This is a genomic window from Hymenobacter koreensis (assembly GCF_039541855.1).
GTDB classification, from domain to species: Bacteria; Bacteroidota; Bacteroidia; order Cytophagales; family Hymenobacteraceae; genus Solirubrum; species Solirubrum koreensis.
Genome location: NZ_BAABHA010000015.1, coordinates 642,903 through 657,041, shown reverse-complemented (window position 1 = coordinate 657,041; position 14,139 = coordinate 642,903). Strand labels below are relative to the sequence as shown.

Genomic DNA, 14,139 nt, shown 5'->3' with positions numbered 1-14,139 from the left:
GAAAAGGGCAGGCTACTGCGGAAGGGCTGTAGCGGTGGAAGCAGGAGTTTGAGGGTGCAGCTCGCCGCGAATGAGGCGGGCCAGGGTATCGGCGTAAAAGCGGTGCTCCACGGCAAGGCCGCGACGCTCCACATCGGCTAAGGACTGGGCGCCGCGCAGGTCCACGGGCGCTTGGGCCAGCACGGGGCCGGTGTCAAGGCCCTCGTCAACAAGATGCACCGTGATTTTTGTTTCGGGTAGGCGGTTTTCCCAGGCCCACTCGTAAGCGTGCAGGCCTTGATGCTGGTGCGTATCGGCGGGGTGAATGTTAAGGATGCGCCCTGCAAAAGCCCGGATGAACGTGGGCGAGAGGATGCGCATGTAGCCGGCCAGAACGATGTAGTCGGGCTGAAACTCCTGCAACTTGGCCACCACCTCGGCATCGAACTCGCTGCGCTTGCGCCCGCGCGAATCGATGCTGGCCGTGGCAAAGCCCAGCTCAGCCGCCGCCGCCAGGCCCGGCGCTTCGGGAATATTGCTGAACACCACCGCTACCTCGGCTAGGCCCTGCAGCACACCCGCGCGCACTTCGCGCGCCAGCGCCAGCATGTTGGAGCCGCGCCCCGACAGCAAAATGGCCAGCCGTGCCGGCCGCCGGGTGGTGGCCGCCTCAGACAAGCTGCGGGGCCGGCCGTTGGCCGATATCGGTTCGGTAATACGCATCCTGAAACGTGATTTTTTTGACCTCGGCGTAGGTTTTCTCCACGGCTGTTTCCAGATCGGGCCCACTAGATACCACCGTTAGCACGCGGCCCCCGCCGGTCACCAATAACCCAGCGGGCCCCGGCCGCGTGCCCCCCTGAAACACCAAGGTGCCCGGGGATACGGTGTCGATACCTTCAATAACAAACCCGGTCGGAAACTCCGCCGCCGGGTACCCGCCCGAAGCCAACACCACGCCCACAAACGCCCCGTGCTTCTGGCGCACGCCCACCTCGGCCAAACGGCCATCCAGCGCGGTGGTAATCAATTCCACCAAGCTGCTTTCCATAGAGGCCAGCAGCACCTGCGCTTCCGGGTCGCCGAGGCGCACGTTGTATTCCAGCAGCTTCGGGCCCGAGGGCGTGAGCATGATGCCGAAATACAGAAAGCCCATAAACGGCAGCCCTTCGGTGCGCAGCCCGTTCAGCGTGGGCTCGATGATAACCTCCCGAATGAGGGCCAGCACGTTGTCGTCGGCGAAGGGCACCGGGCAATAGGCGCCCATGCCGCCGGTATTCGGGCCCTGGTCGCCGGCATGCAGCTGCTTGTGGTCCTGCGACGGAGCCAGCAGCCGCATGGTGTTGCCGTCGGTAATGCCGATGATGCTGATTTCGGGGCCGGTGAGCTTTTCCTCCACCAGGAAAGAATACCACTCGTGGCCAGCCGGGGCCAGCGCCTGCATTTCCCGCAGGGCGGCGTCGAACTCCGCTACCGAGGAGCACACCCACACCCCTTTGCCAGCGGCCAGTCCGTCGTATTTCAGCACTACTTGCCCGCCTTGCTCGGCCGCTGCCGCACGCGCCTGGTCGAGCTGGTCGGAGCGGAACGTCCAGGCCCGACCCGTGGCCACGCCGTGGCGGCGCATGAAGTTCTTCGACCACACTTTGGAGCTTTCCAGCACCGCGGCGGCCTTGCGCGGACCAAACACGCGGATGTCGGTGTCGGCAAAGAAATCAGCCACGCCGGCGGCCAGCGGGGCCTCGGGGCCGACCACGATGAGCTTCACTTCGTGCTCTTGGCAGAACTGCTGGATGGCCGGAAAATCGGTAGCGCTGATACCGGGCACCGAGCCCGGAATGCCGGCGTTGCCAGGCAACACGTGCACGCGGGCACCGTCCTGGGTGAGCTTCCAGGCCAGGGCATGCTCACGGGCGCCGCTGCCGAGCAGCACGAGGTTGGTCTTAGAAGTTGCCAAGGGTGGATTGTAATTCAGGTTGAGAAGTAGCGGCCGGCACCGGGCCCAAATAGCGGCCGAAGCAGGCCGCCTCTTCGCGCCCCACGTAGCGGCCGTAATTGGGAATGCGCCGGTAGCCGCGCTTTTGGTAAAAGCTGCACGCTTCCGTGTTGCTGGTACGGGTTTCGAGCCACAGCTCGGCGTAGCCCGCCTGCCAAGCCGCCGCCTCCAGCCCGGCCAGCACCGCCCGCCCGATGCCCTGGCCGGGGTACTTGGCGTACATGCGCTTTACCTCACCGATGCTGTCCGAAATGGGCCGCACCGCGCCGCAGCCCACGGCTTCGTCGTCGTTGCACACCAGCAGGAACACGTGCTTGGGGTCGTGCGGCTGCCAGTCCTGAAACGAGGCGCGGCCGTCGCTGCCGAAGCGCGTGTCCAGGTCAGCCGACAAGGCGTCGATGAGCGGCCGGGCTTCCGGGGCGTCGGGGTGCGAGGCGACGAGGTACAGGGACTGGGGCATCAGGCTTCGCGTATGGTCAGTGAGTGGGCTTCGATTACTGAATTATCAGCGGCGGGCTTACCGCAGCGCAGTCTTACCGGTTCTGGGTTTATCCGTTCAGCTGCTCCACCGGGGCGTCCTGCATGTAGCCGGCCTTCACTAGGTTCTGCACCAGGCGAGCAGGCACGTTCACGTCAGCTTCGGCGGCGCCGGCCAGGGGCTGCCCGGTGATGCGCTGGTAGATGTCGAGGTAGCGGCGGGTGGCTTCGGCGGTTACTTCCGGCGTCAGGCGAGTGGGGTAGTTGCCGTCGACTTTGTGGGCAATCAGCCACTGGCGGATGTACTCCTTGTCCATCTGGGCGGCGCCTTCGGGGTTGCGGGCGTAGTCGGCCGCGTCCCAGAAGCGCGAGGAGTCGGGCGTGTGGATTTCGTCGATGAGAATCAGCTCCCCGTTCAGCAGGCCGAACTCGTACTTGGTGTCGACTAGGATGATGCCGCGCTCGGCCATCCACGCCGAAGCGAAGTTGAACAGTTGCAGCGCGATGACACGCATCTGCTCGTAGAGTTCAGCCGATACCCAGCCCTCCGCCACGAGGTTTTCCGGCGTGATTTCGCGGTCCGACTCTTCCTTGGTCGTCGGCGTTACAATGGGTTCGGGGAAACGCTGGTGCTTGGTCAGCCCATCGGGTACGGTCACGCCCGAGAAGCTGCGCTGCCCCTGCAGGTAGCCGCGCAGCATGGAGCCGGTGAGGTAGCCGCGCACCACCATTTCCACGCGAATCGGCTCGGCTTCCTTCACCAGCATGGCGTTCGGGTCGACCACGCGGATGACGTGGTTGGGCACGATGTGCCGGGTCTTCTCGAACCAGAAGTCGGCCAGGCCGTTGAGCACGGCGCCTTTGTAGGGAATAGCGGTTTCCAGCACCGAGTCGAAGGCCGAGAGGCGGTCCGTCACGACGATAAGCCGCTCGCCCGAGGGGACGCGAAACGAGTCGCGGACTTTGCCGCGGTGCAGCAGCTCGAGCTGGGTCGTGTTGAATTGCGGGAGCGTGTTCATACGGGAACCTCACCCCCCGGCCCCCTCTCCCGTGGAGAGGGGGCCGGGTGGCTTATCGTTAGGCGTTAGGGTTTACGGTTCGAGGCGTTGCGTGAAGTTCATCTTCGATGCGGCGGAGCACGGCCGGCAGGCCGTGCAGAACTTCGTCGTTGGTAAAGCGAATGACGCGGTAACCTTTGCGAGCTAGCTCATCGGTGCGGCTGGTGTCGTAGGCAGCTTGTTCAGGCTGGGCGTGCACGGCCCCGTCGACTTCCACTACCAACTGTTTTTCGGCGCAGAAGAAATCGACGATAAAGGAGTCGATGGCGTGCTGGCGACGGAACTTCACGCCGCCAACTTTCTGGCCGCGCAGGGCTTGCCAAAGAGCGTCTTCGGCCTGGGTAGGGTCGTGGCGCATATCGCGCGCCACCGCTTTCACTACCTCCCAACGTTTGGCCGACGTGGTAAAGACATCGTCGTGTAGGGTGTGGGGCCGTTCAACCCCACCCCCGGCCCCTCCCCCGTAGGGAGGGGTGCGTTCTGCAGTAGCGTCCAGCGTACCCTTATCCTCGGCTGGCGTCTGGCTCCCCCTCCCTACGGGGGAGGGGGCCGGGGGGTGGGGTCTGCGGCTCTGGCTGATGTGCTCCACGATGTTGCGGAACAGCTTCAGCCCGTCGCCTTCCTCCGACACCGTGGGGTCGAGGCGCTTGCGCCGGGCCCAGTCGGGGTGGTTGTAGAGCGAAAGGAAGGCCTCGGGGTGCGGCATCAGGCCGAACACGTGGCCGGTGGTGTCGGTCAGGCCGGCGCAGTTCAGCTCCGCCCCGTTGGGGTTGTGCGGGTACAACTCGGTTTCGCAACCCGTGGCGTCGCAGTAGGTCAGGCAGTTCAGGCCTTCGGCCAGGATGCGGCTTCGGATCTGCTCGTCGCGGATAACCAGCCGGCCTTCGCCGTGGCGCACGGGCACTTCCAGCGAAGTCAGGCCTTTCAGGAAGGGCGAGCGGTTATTGGGGTTCACCGCCAGGCGCACCCACCGGTCTTCGTAGCGGCCCGAGGCGTTGTGGGTCAGGGTTACTTCGCGCTCCTGCTGGCCGGCAAAATCGGGCAAGAGGCCCATCTTCACCAGCATCTGGAAGCCGTTGCAGATGCCCACCACGTAGCCGCCGGCCTCGATAAAGGCGCGCAGCTCTTCGAGCAGCGTGCGGCCCGAAGGCAGCTTGCGGAAGCGCACCTTGTTGGCCATGACCACGCCCGAGCCCAAATCGTCGCCGAAGGAAAAGCCGCCGGGGAAGTTGAGCACGTCGTAGTCGTGGATGCTGGTTTCACCGCTGAGCACCTGATTGAAGTGCACGATGGTGGCCGCGCCGCCCGCTAGGCGGTAGGCGGCGGCCAGCTCTTCTTCGCAGTTGATGCCAAAGCCGGTCAGGACCAGGGCGTGGACCGAATGGGTCGTTGCAGTCAGTTCGTTCATCGTCTCCACCTCCTAAGCGTGCAGGGTTAGTTCTTCGCCGGCCATCACGCGATTTACCGGGCCGTTCGACCAGGCTTCGCGCAGGTCCGCGGTAGCGGCGTCCACCACCGTTTGGTCCTGGTGCCGAATCACCAGTCTGCCGCCGTCCGTCACCACGCCGAGGCGGGTGGCGCGGCCGGCCAGCAGGGCTTCAAAAGCTACCACGTCTTCCGGGGCCACGGTGGCCACGAAGCGCGAGTGGCTTTCCGAGAACAGCCCCGTGAGGGCCGGCAGTTCGCCTTCCAGGGTCAGCTCGGCGCCCAGGTTGTCGTCGCCGAACAGGCTTTCGGCCACGGCAACGGCCAGGCCGCCGTCGGATAGGTCGTGGCAGGACAGAATCAGGTTCTGCTCGTGGGCCTCCCCTACTTTCTGGTACAGGTCCTTGGCCTCGGCGGGGCGCACGCGGGGCACGTTCTGGCCCAGCTCCCCGAAGAGGTGGTACAGCTCCGAGCCGCCCAGCTCGTCGTAAGTGTCGCCGAGCAGGTACACCACGTCGCCGGGGGCCTTGAAGTCGGAGGTGACGGCGCGGCGCACGTCGGGCATCAGGGCGGTCATCGAATACAGCACCGTGGGCGGCACCGAAATCTTCTGCCCGTCGGCCTTGAAGTCGTTTTTCATCGAGTCCTTGCCTGAGGTCAGCGGAATGTGGTAGGCCACGCACATGTCGCGCAGGGCCTCGCAGAGCTGCACCAAGGCCGCCAGCTTCTGCTTGCCGTCGGGGTTGGTGACGGGGTCGTACACCGAGTCGGGCACGCAGAAATTGTCGTTAACCGACCAGAAAATCCCGTCGCCGGGCGTCAGGTTGGGCAGCTTGCCGCCCACCGACACGATCTGGCGCACGGCCTCGTCGAAGGCGCCGGCCGACATCTGGTAAGGGTCGATGTCGCCGTAGCGCGGCAGGATGCCGTTGCTCACCGCCACGCCTTCCCACGACTCGAAGTTGAACTGCACCACCGCCGCGTCCTGCGGCGCCTGCCCGGTGCGGCCCATCAAAGGCTTCACAACGGTGCGGCCTTTCACCTCGTGGTCGTACTGCCGGATTACCGCCTCGCGGGAGCAGATGTTGAGCGCGCCGAGCAGCTTGATCAGCAGGTCAGTGGCGTCGAGCGAAGCGGGCAGCTTGGGTTCGTGCAAAGTCGGCAGCTGCCACTCGGCGTCGAGCACCTTGCGGGGCACGCCTTCGTGCAGGAATTCCAGCGACAGGGAAGCCACCGGCTGCCCGTCGAAGGTCACGTCCAGTCGGCCGTTGTCGGTAAACTCGCCGATGTCCGACAGCTCTACTTCCATGTCGGCGGCCAGGGCGTTCAGCTCGGCCAGCTTCGCGGGCTCCACCACCAAGGTAAACCGCTCCTGCGACTCGGAAAGGAAAATCTCCCAGGGACGCAGGCCAGGGTATTTCAGCGGCACTTTTTCCAGCTCCACCGTGGCGCCGCCGCTGATGCCGGCCAGCTCGCCCACCGACGAGGACAAACCGCCCGCGCCGTTGTCGGTGCTGCACTTAATCAGGCCGCGGCGCGTGGCCAGCAGCAGGAAATCCATGGCCAGCTTCTGGGTAATGGGCGAGCCGATCTGCACGGCCGTGGCCGGCGCGGCTTCGTCCAGCTCGATGCTCGAAAACGTGGCGCCGTGGATGCCGTCCTTGCCCACCCGGCCGCCGGCCATGATGATCCGGTCACCCGCGTCGATGTTCTTTTCCCAGGCATCCTGTCCGGCCAGCTGCATGGGCAGCACGGCGCCGGTGCCGCAGTACACCAACGGCTTGCCGCGGTAGCGCTCATCGAACACGATGGCGCCGTTCACCGTCGGTACGCCCGACTTGTTGCCGCCGTCCTCGATTCCCTTGCGCACGCCCTCGAACACCCGGCGCGGGTGCAGCTGCCCGGTCAGCAGCGGCCCGGCCCAGTTCGGCGGACCGAAGCAAAGCACGTTGGTGTTGAACAGCAGCCGCGCGCCACCGATGCCAGTAGCCAGCGGGTCGCGGTTGTTGCCCAGGATGCCGGTAATGGCGCCGCCGTAGGGGTCGATGGCCGAGGGCGAGTTGTGGGTTTCGACCTTCCAGACGAACAACGAATCCTTGTTGATGCGCACCGCGCCGGCGTTGTCCGAAAATACTTTGATGAGCCAGTCGTTGCCGTTCGCGCGCAGGAGCCGGTCGACCTCCGACGTGGCTCCTTTGATATAGGTCTTGAATAGCCCGTCAACTTCCTTCTCCTCGCCCGTGACGGCGTTGCGGTAGCGGATGACGGCCGCAAATTCCTTGTGCTTGCAGTGCTCCGACCAGGTTTGGGCCAGGATTTCCAGTTCGCAGTCCGTGGGGTCGGGCGTGAGGCCGGCTTCGGCGCGGCTGATCTGCGTTTCGCGGGAATAGAAATGGTCCCGAATGGCACGCATTTCCTCCAGGTTCAGCGCGTACACGTTTTCCTTCGAGAGCTGCATCAGTTCCTCGTCGGTCAGGTGCTCCAGGCGGATGGTGTGCGTGGTCGAATCGGCGCCGCCGCCGGGCTGCGGGGTGAAGTCGCGAATACCCTGGGCGGTGTGGCCCACCACGAAGCGGTTGATGAGCTTGTTACCCAGCAGCTCTTCGGCCAAACGGCGCAGATCGACTTCCGGCAGTTCGTTTTCCAACAAATACAGGCGCTTGCTGAAGATGTGTTGGGTGCGGATATCCAGGTCCAGGCCCAGGAAGTCCTGCAGCGCGTTCTGAGCGGAGGTGCCTTCGTCGTCGGTCACGCCGGGGCCTTTCGCTACGAGGATGTAGCTTTTGAATTCCGGCGCCACGGCCCACTGGTCCAGCGCGGCGTCGTTGAGCAGCGGGTCCTGCAGGCACTGAGCGGCGAAGCTTTCGAGCTGCTCCGAAGTCAGCGGGTAGCGCACGGTGTACACGGCACTGGTTTGTACGCGGCCGGTGTGCAGGTGCAGATGGCGCCGGGCAGCTTCGGCCACGCGGGCGCCTTCGCCGTCGTGCTGACCAGGGCGCGGAATCAGTTGGATGGTATGCGAAGCGAGGTTTTCCAAAGCTCAGAGAGGGAGTGGCATGTAGCGCGAACTTTTAGTTCGCGTATCGTTGAACGACGGACGTTCGGAAGCTTGAGGTTCTGCGAAACGCTCACTAAAAGTTTGCGCTACAAACCCCAAGAATGCGGTAAGCCGCCCCGGGCCCGACAAACGGGCCGCAAGGCGGCTTACAGAATGATGCGGAGCAGAGTCCGCGGCAGTATGCAGGGAGGCAAGAGATTCGGCGGCACCGGCTGCACCTTCGTGCAATAATGTTCGGTGCTCCGCCAAATCAGTTATTCCGGCGTTGGGCAGTGGTTGCGACCAGGTTCTGAGGCGCTGCTGCCGCTCGGCAAGACCTTCTTCAATTTCGATCCGCTGTGCATCCAACCGGTGCCCCTCGGCCACGCTCAGCAGCATGTCGAGGCGCCACATGCTGTCGAACTTAGCCTGGGGGCGAAGCCGAATCAGCTCAGGGGTGGAATGGAGAGTACTTCGTTGCACAGGGTCAAGAAGGAGATACAAAGGAACGACAACCGCCGCCCTTACGCAAGCGCCGGCACCGCATCGGGCCGACTTCCGGGCTTCACCGCGGGCAGGCCCTTGGCGCACAACGGACAAGTTTCGGGCTGGTAGGTGGCGGCCTGAACCGGTAACAACGCAAACAGGGGGAAGTCTAGTTCGTGCCGGCCACCGGTGCGGTCGATCAGGCAAGCCACGCCCATCACTTCCACGCCCATTTGGCGTAGCACGGTAGCCACTTCCAGCGTCGATTTTCCGGTGGTTACCACGTCTTCGGCAATGATGACTTTCTCGCCGGGGCTCAGCGTGAAGCCGCGGCGCAGCACCATTTTCGTGTCGGCGTCGCGCTCGGTGAAGAGCGAAGGCGTGCCCAACTGCCGGGCCAGCTCGTAGCTGACTACCACGCCGCCCATGGCCGGGCCCACCACCACATCGGGCTGCAGGCCGGCTTCCTTAATTAAGCGGGCCAGCTCGGCCAGCGCCGGGGCCGCCAGCTCAGGACGGCGCAGAAAACGGGCGCACTGCACGTAAGTATCGGAGTGCAGGCCGGACGACAGGCGGAAATGGCCGCTGAGCAGGGCATCTTCGCCGCGCAGCTGTTGCTCAAACTGCGTCTGAAACGCGCTCGGTGCGTAGGGCATTGATTTGTTGGGTTAGGTCGCGGGCAGCGGCGCCGGGGTCGACGGCCTGCCAGATGCTGCGGGAAGTATTGATGAGCAGGCCGAGGCCGTCGGAAGGGCGGCAGCCGGCGCGCACGGTGGCGGCTAAGTCGCCGCCCTGGGCACCCACGCCGGGCACCAGAAACCACAGCTCGGGGCAGCGCTGGCGCAGGTGGGCCAGGGCTTCGGAGTTAGTGGCACCTACTACCAGACCTAAACCGGAATGCTCGGAACTGAGCTGCTGCACCACATCGGCCGAAAAGTCACTAACGGTGCCGCCGCGTACCAGCTCCTCGTCTTGCCAGGAGTGCGCGGGCTTGTTCGACGTTTTGGCCAGTACGAACACGGCTTTATCCGGCCGGGCAAAGGGCAAAATGGCGTCGTCGCCCATGTAGGGATTTACCGTCACGCCATCGGCGCCGATTACGTCGTAGGCGAAGGCGGCGTAGCGGTCGGCGGTGTTGGCAATGTCGCCGAACTTGCCGTCGAGAATCATCGGCACGTCGGCCGGAATCCACTCGCGCAGGCGCTGCAGCAAAGTCACCCCGTCGGGGCGGGCGAGGAAGAAGGCCAGGTTGGGCTTGAAAGCGGCGGCAAATTCGGCGGTTTGCAGCACCACGCCGTGCAGGCGGGCGGCCACTTCGGTTTCGGAAGTGCCCACCGGGTCGAGACCCACGCAGAGCAGGGAGCCGGACGATTGGGCGCGGCGAATCAGCTGTTCCATGCTTCGGTGGGGTTTGAGGTAAGTGAGGTAGCTTCTTCCCATTCGGCCGCGAGGCGCGGCGTGAGGCCGGGCTCCAGCCATTCGCCGGTGGCTACCTGCACGGCCGCAGCGCCGCAACGCAGGTACTCGCTCACGTGATTGGCCGTGAAAATGCCCCCGGTACCGATGATGGGCAAGGTAATTTTTTCGTCATGGGCCAGCTCGTACACGCAGCGCAGCGCAATGGGCCGCAGCGCTTCACCCGACAGCCCGCCGAGCAGTGGTTCGCCGTTTTCGGGAATGTGCAGGGCTTTCAGGGTGTTGGCTGCGGCAAGCGCCGAGGCTCCGCCGTCCTGCGCGCCCAGCGCAAGGGCCCGCACATGGTCGGGCCAGGGCGGTAGTTTCACGAGCACGGCGGCTTGGTCGCCCAGCTCGGTGCGCACGGCTTCGGTTACGTCGCGCACGAAGCGCGGCGTGATATCGAAGCCGTTTTGGGTGGTAGCGGTGCTGATGTATACTTCAACTCCGGCTATCTGTCCAGCAGCTTCGCGGGCCAGGTAGCGGGCTATTTTTCGGAATCCGGGAATACCGGGCGCGGTAATGCTTACCAGCACCGGCACGGCGTAGCGCCGCAGGCGCGGCAGCTGCTCCTGCACCAGTTGCTCGGCACCGTCGGTGCGGCGGTCGGTGGTGTTCAGGAGCGAGGCATCGGCCACGCGAATAACGCCGTCGCCACGGCCGCCGGGGCGGGGCTCCATGATGACGGTTTTGGTGAAAATGGCGCCCAGGCGTTCGTAGCCGAAGCCATCGGGCAGGTGCCAGGGCGCAGCGGCCAGGCACACGGGGTTTTGCAGAATGAGGGAGGGTCCGAGTTGCATAAAGGGGAAGGATTTCGGGTCCTCGATTGGTTGAATGAAACTTCCCTACTTGTTAAAGGCAGGGAGGCTTTGGCCAAAGCCAAAATGGAAAAGTTGTTCGTTAGCTCCGCTGACCTGCAGTTGCCGATGCGGAAACGAGAGCGTAGACGTGGGTGTGCTGGCTAAGAAGTCGGGGCCGGCGCCCGTCTGCCCTCGCCTTCCCGACCCGAGCGGACACAAAAAAACCGCTCCGGTAACAACCGGGCGGCCAACGAGGAAAAAGAAGGAAAACGAACCGAAATCAACGGCGGGGAACGGGTTTCGAGCCCGTTGCAGAAGCAGCGGATTGGCCGTTCTGCGCTTCATCCGAAGTTGATTGACTGAAAGCACGTCGCAAAAGTATCCAAGTTCTGTAAACCGACAAGCTCCAGGCGGCGAAATTTTCATGTTACCGGAATGTTAAGTATGCCAGCTCCTTGCACTCCTACATCATTTTACCCACCACGCTTGGCAAATGCTTTATCTACTTGACCAACAAGGATATTTACAGCAACCTGTTGCTCCCGTCGCTCGTTGCCTCAAGCTGTAGACGAAGCATTATATTGCATTATTTACCTACCAAGCCTTCATCTTACGCAGAATCTTACTTTCACCCATGGTTATTAAAGTACAAATTTCATATATTCGCTTTGTCGCCCTACGTTGCAGACGGCAACATCGGAAGTAGCCAAAGTTCATGTTTTGACAATGCAAGCTTAACCCGTCGGAAATTCCTTGTTTGGAATTTTGCCGGGCCTAATGATTCAACTTTGTTTGCGCCACTGTTCTATGAAACACTTCTTCTTTGCGTTGATGATTTTGGGCACGTTGGCTGCCCGCCCTGCCACCGCTCAAACGGCCGCGCCGCTGGAGTTCAGTGAGCAGGTAACCACCGAGGACCTCAGCCGGCAGGTGCTGCAGGCCCGGGTGCTGGACTGGGCCAAAAACAAGTTTGCTTTCGGTCCCCAAACCGGGCTGCAATCGGATCCTCAGGCGGGCACCGTACGCCTTAACGGTATCGTGAAGCTGAAGCCCCTGGCCGCCAATGGCAAGGAGCGGGAAGTAACGGCTCAGTTCCAGTTTACTTTCCAAGCCTCCGACCAAGGCTATAACTACAGCGTGGGCTCGTTTCAGGTAATCCCCAATGCCAAAGAGCCCACCGTGCTCATTCCCCTCGATCAGTACCTCACCCAGCTGAGCACCGAAAAAGGCATCGAGCGCACCAAGAACGACCGTCGGGTTGCGGCCCAGGCCAACGCCCGCGCTAACGACGTAGCCCTGAGCTTCCGCTCGTACATGAACAGCATGCCTTCGATAGAAGACGGCAACGTGGGCATTGCCGCCAGCGAGCAGTAAACCACCCCGAACGAAGTAACGCAAAGAGCTGCCCCGGAAGAGGCAGCTCTTTGCTTTTATGCATGGCAAGCAAATGCCGCGCATCCTTACGCTGATTGGTAGCGCTCCAGCAAGCGGTGCGTGCGCGTTGGCAGCTCTCGAGCATCCAGCACCAGAAACCCGTCGAGGGCGTTGCTGAAGGCCGGGTCCAGGTTAAAGCCGATGAAGCGGGCATTTTGGCGCAGGTACTGCCGCAGCAGTACCGGCACACCCGAGCCGCCGGGTTCAATGCCTGCCACCAACCGGTTGAGGGCTTCCACGCTATCGAGGCCGGCTTGCAGCACGGCCGGGGCTTCGGCCGCATCGAGCGGGCGGTAGCGGAACTGCTTGCGCGGCCGTACATACGCGGCCAGGGCAGCGTCGAAGCAGTGACGCCTGATGAACTCCACCATAATGGCTTTCGACACGGCCGAAAAGCGGTTGCTGATGCTTACCGGCCCAATGAGGTAGCGGTACTCGGGGTGCGCCTGCAGATAGGCGGCAATGCCTTTCCAAAGCAAGGCCAGCGGCAACGGCTGGCGCTGGTACTCCTCCCGAATAAACGAGCGGCCCAGCTCCACCGACTGCTCCAGCACCGGCCGCAGTTCACTGCGCATCCGAAACAACGAGTGCAGGTAAAACCCACGCTTGCCGTGCTGGGCCAGAATACTGCGGCCCGGCCCAATGCGGTACGCGCCCACCAAGCGGCGGGCGGCGCGGTCGTAGAGAAACAGATGGCGGTAATAGGTGTCGTAGCGGTCGAGGTCGGTGGCTTGCTGGGTGCCTTCGCCCTCGCGGCGGAAGGTTAGCTCGCGCAGCCGCCCTATCTCGCGCAGCACGTGAGGAATTTCGCCGCTTTTGGCCACGTACACTTCCCAGTTCTGGCAGCTTAACAGGCGGCGGCTGGGGCGCAGCGTGGCTAAATCGGCTTCCAGCAGCGCGGCACTGGTTTCGGCTACCACAGCCGGCGCGGGCGGGGCAACCAGTGCAGCCAGGGAGGCTTCGTTGCCGGCGGCGGTACCTGGGGTGCCGAGGGCGTATACGCGGGCCCGCAGGTAAGGCATGCGCACTTTGGCGGGCACACCGTGCAGCTCGGCGGCCGTTACGGGCGTGCCAATGCGCACGCGTACCGTTTGGCCGCGCTTGTTTAGCAATTCGGCCGGAAGGCGGGCCGTGCGCAACAGCGGGTGCATCAGCCCTAGCCAGCTAAACGAAGCGCTGTTCTGGCCACTAATCCAAATGGGCAGCACCGGCACACGCGCCGCGGCCATCAGCTTGCCCGAGGTGGGGTTCCAGGTAGAATCGGAAGCAGGCCGGAAGGGCACGGGGCGATGCGCTACTTCGCCGGCGGGAAAAAGCAGCAGCGGCACGTCGTTGTTGAGGTAGCGCAACAGGCGGCGCAGGCCGGGCACGTTGCGCGGGGCCTGGTTGGCATTGGGTTGCACGAGCACGAACTGCTGATGTAGTTGCGGCAGCAGCGGCGCCAGTAACTCGTTAGCCACAGCGCGTATTTCGGGCCGCACTTGCCCCAGTACGTGCAGCAGCACCAAGCCATCGAGCATGCCGCAGGGATGGTTAGCCACCGCAACAAAGGCCCCACTGGTGGGAATGCGGCGCAGCTCGGCCGCGTCGTACTCCAGGGTAATGTGCAGGTGCTCGAGAATGGCCGCCACGAACTCCAGCCCCGTTAGCGTGTGGGCTTGGTCGTAGAGTTGCTGCAACTCGCGCAGGCGGGCAAACTGCTGGAGCACGGGCTGAAACACCGGGCCCAGCACGGCGCGGGAGCGGGGACCGAACGAAGGAGGCAGCGGCAGGCCCGAAGCAGAAAGTAGATCCATGGGCACAAATCGTAACCGGCTTGCAACGCACTGCGGCCCGGTTATCAAACTTCGGCACCACACATTAGCCCGTCATTATTACGTCGTTACCGAATCATTACATCTACCGAGCGGGGCGGCGGCCCCAACTCTGCGTGAACCGATAAATGGTGCTCAGCAACTGCTCTGCGGCGTTTTTTTTCCGTTTGGCACGGTT

The 14,139-nt window shown here is 63.6% G+C and carries 12 protein-coding genes; 1 reads left to right on the top strand and 11 read right to left on the bottom strand.

Annotated elements, in window-relative coordinates:
* Nucleotides 1-12: 12 nt before the first annotated feature.
* From purN to ABD903_RS21885, 10 genes are all read right to left on the bottom strand, one after another.
* Nucleotides 13-702 (bottom strand): phosphoribosylglycinamide formyltransferase, encoded by a 690-nt coding sequence (gene purN / locus ABD903_RS21930; RefSeq protein ID WP_345227801.1) that lies wholly within the window; start codon nucleotides 700-702, stop codon nucleotides 13-15.
* Nucleotides 650-1,936 carry a phosphoribosylamine--glycine ligase gene (gene purD / locus ABD903_RS21925; protein ID WP_345227800.1) on the bottom strand — a complete coding sequence of 429 codons (1,287 nt, stop codon included), beginning with the start codon at nucleotides 1,934-1,936 and terminating at the stop codon, nucleotides 650-652. Before purD ends, purN begins: the two co-directional genes overlap by 53 nt.
* Nucleotides 1,923-2,435: a GNAT family N-acetyltransferase gene (locus ABD903_RS21920; RefSeq protein ID WP_345227798.1), complete on the bottom strand. Its 513-nt coding sequence runs from the start codon at nucleotides 2,433-2,435 to the stop codon at nucleotides 1,923-1,925. Before ABD903_RS21920 ends, purD begins: the two co-directional genes overlap by 14 nt.
* An 88-nt stretch (nucleotides 2,436-2,523) precedes the next feature.
* The gene (locus tag ABD903_RS21915; protein ID WP_345227797.1) at nucleotides 2,524-3,471 is read right to left on the bottom strand and encodes a phosphoribosylaminoimidazolesuccinocarboxamide synthase; all 948 of its coding nucleotides are present in this window, start codon (nucleotides 3,469-3,471) and stop codon (nucleotides 2,524-2,526) included.
* A gap of 58 nt (nucleotides 3,472-3,529) precedes the next feature.
* Nucleotides 3,530-4,918: a phosphoribosylformylglycinamidine synthase subunit PurQ gene (locus tag ABD903_RS21910; protein ID WP_345227795.1), complete on the bottom strand. Its 1,389-nt coding sequence runs from the start codon at nucleotides 4,916-4,918 to the stop codon at nucleotides 3,530-3,532.
* A gap of 12 nt (nucleotides 4,919-4,930) precedes the next feature.
* Nucleotides 4,931-7,972, bottom strand: a complete 3,042-nt coding sequence (locus ABD903_RS21905) for a phosphoribosylformylglycinamidine synthase subunit PurL (RefSeq protein ID WP_345227793.1) — start codon at nucleotides 7,970-7,972, stop codon at nucleotides 4,931-4,933.
* A gap of 524 nt (nucleotides 7,973-8,496) precedes the next feature.
* On the bottom strand, nucleotides 8,497-9,114 hold the full coding sequence (gene pyrE, locus ABD903_RS21900) for an orotate phosphoribosyltransferase (RefSeq protein WP_345227791.1): 618 nt from the start codon (nucleotides 9,112-9,114) through the stop codon (nucleotides 8,497-8,499).
* Nucleotides 9,077-9,856 (bottom strand): orotidine-5'-phosphate decarboxylase, encoded by a 780-nt coding sequence (pyrF, locus tag ABD903_RS21895; RefSeq protein WP_345227789.1) that lies wholly within the window; start codon nucleotides 9,854-9,856, stop codon nucleotides 9,077-9,079. Before pyrF ends, pyrE begins: the two co-directional genes overlap by 38 nt.
* The gene (locus tag ABD903_RS21890; RefSeq protein WP_345227788.1) at nucleotides 9,844-10,713 is read right to left on the bottom strand and encodes a dihydroorotate dehydrogenase; all 870 of its coding nucleotides are present in this window, start codon (nucleotides 10,711-10,713) and stop codon (nucleotides 9,844-9,846) included. Before ABD903_RS21890 ends, pyrF begins: the two co-directional genes overlap by 13 nt.
* Nucleotides 10,714-10,758: 45 nt before the next feature.
* Nucleotides 10,759-11,139, bottom strand: a complete 381-nt coding sequence (locus ABD903_RS21885; RefSeq protein ID WP_345227786.1) for a hypothetical protein — start codon at nucleotides 11,137-11,139, stop codon at nucleotides 10,759-10,761.
* A gap of 381 nt (nucleotides 11,140-11,520) precedes the next feature.
* On the opposite strand from ABD903_RS21885, the gene ABD903_RS21880 reads away from it, so the two are divergent.
* A complete protein-coding gene (locus tag ABD903_RS21880; RefSeq protein WP_345227785.1) occupies nucleotides 11,521-12,087 on the top strand; it encodes a DUF4468 domain-containing protein in 567 nt (188 codons plus the stop codon).
* An 86-nt stretch (nucleotides 12,088-12,173) separates the two neighbouring features.
* Here the strand turns inward: ABD903_RS21880 and ABD903_RS21875 are convergent, their stop codons facing one another.
* Nucleotides 12,174-13,943, bottom strand: a complete 1,770-nt coding sequence (locus tag ABD903_RS21875) for a bifunctional lysophospholipid acyltransferase family protein/GNAT family N-acetyltransferase (RefSeq protein ID WP_345227784.1) — start codon at nucleotides 13,941-13,943, stop codon at nucleotides 12,174-12,176.
* Between the last annotated feature and the right edge of the window lie 196 nt (nucleotides 13,944-14,139).

Coding starts and splice junctions, on each gene's coding strand:
- purN (WP_345227801.1), bottom strand. CDS start 702: ATGCGTATTACCGAACCGATATCGGCCAACGGCCGGCCCCGCAGCTTG.
- ABD903_RS21920 (WP_345227798.1), bottom strand. CDS start 2,435: ATGCCCCAGTCCCTGTACCTCGTCGCCTCGCACCCCGACGCCCCGGAA.
- ABD903_RS21915 (WP_345227797.1), bottom strand. CDS start 3,471: ATGAACACGCTCCCGCAATTCAACACGACCCAGCTCGAGCTGCTGCAC.
- ABD903_RS21910 (WP_345227795.1), bottom strand. CDS start 4,918: ATGAACGAACTGACTGCAACGACCCATTCGGTCCACGCCCTGGTCCTG.
- pyrE (WP_345227791.1), bottom strand. CDS start 9,114: ATGCCCTACGCACCGAGCGCGTTTCAGACGCAGTTTGAGCAACAGCTG.
- pyrF (WP_345227789.1), bottom strand. CDS start 9,856: ATGGAACAGCTGATTCGCCGCGCCCAATCGTCCGGCTCCCTGCTCTGC.
- ABD903_RS21890 (WP_345227788.1), bottom strand. CDS start 10,713: ATGCAACTCGGACCCTCCCTCATTCTGCAAAACCCCGTGTGCCTGGCC.
- ABD903_RS21885 (WP_345227786.1), bottom strand. CDS start 11,139: ATGAAAATTTCGCCGCCTGGAGCTTGTCGGTTTACAGAACTTGGATAC.
- ABD903_RS21880 (WP_345227785.1), top strand. CDS start 11,521: ATGAAACACTTCTTCTTTGCGTTGATGATTTTGGGCACGTTGGCTGCC.
- ABD903_RS21875 (WP_345227784.1), bottom strand. CDS start 13,943: ATGGATCTACTTTCTGCTTCGGGCCTGCCGCTGCCTCCTTCGTTCGGT.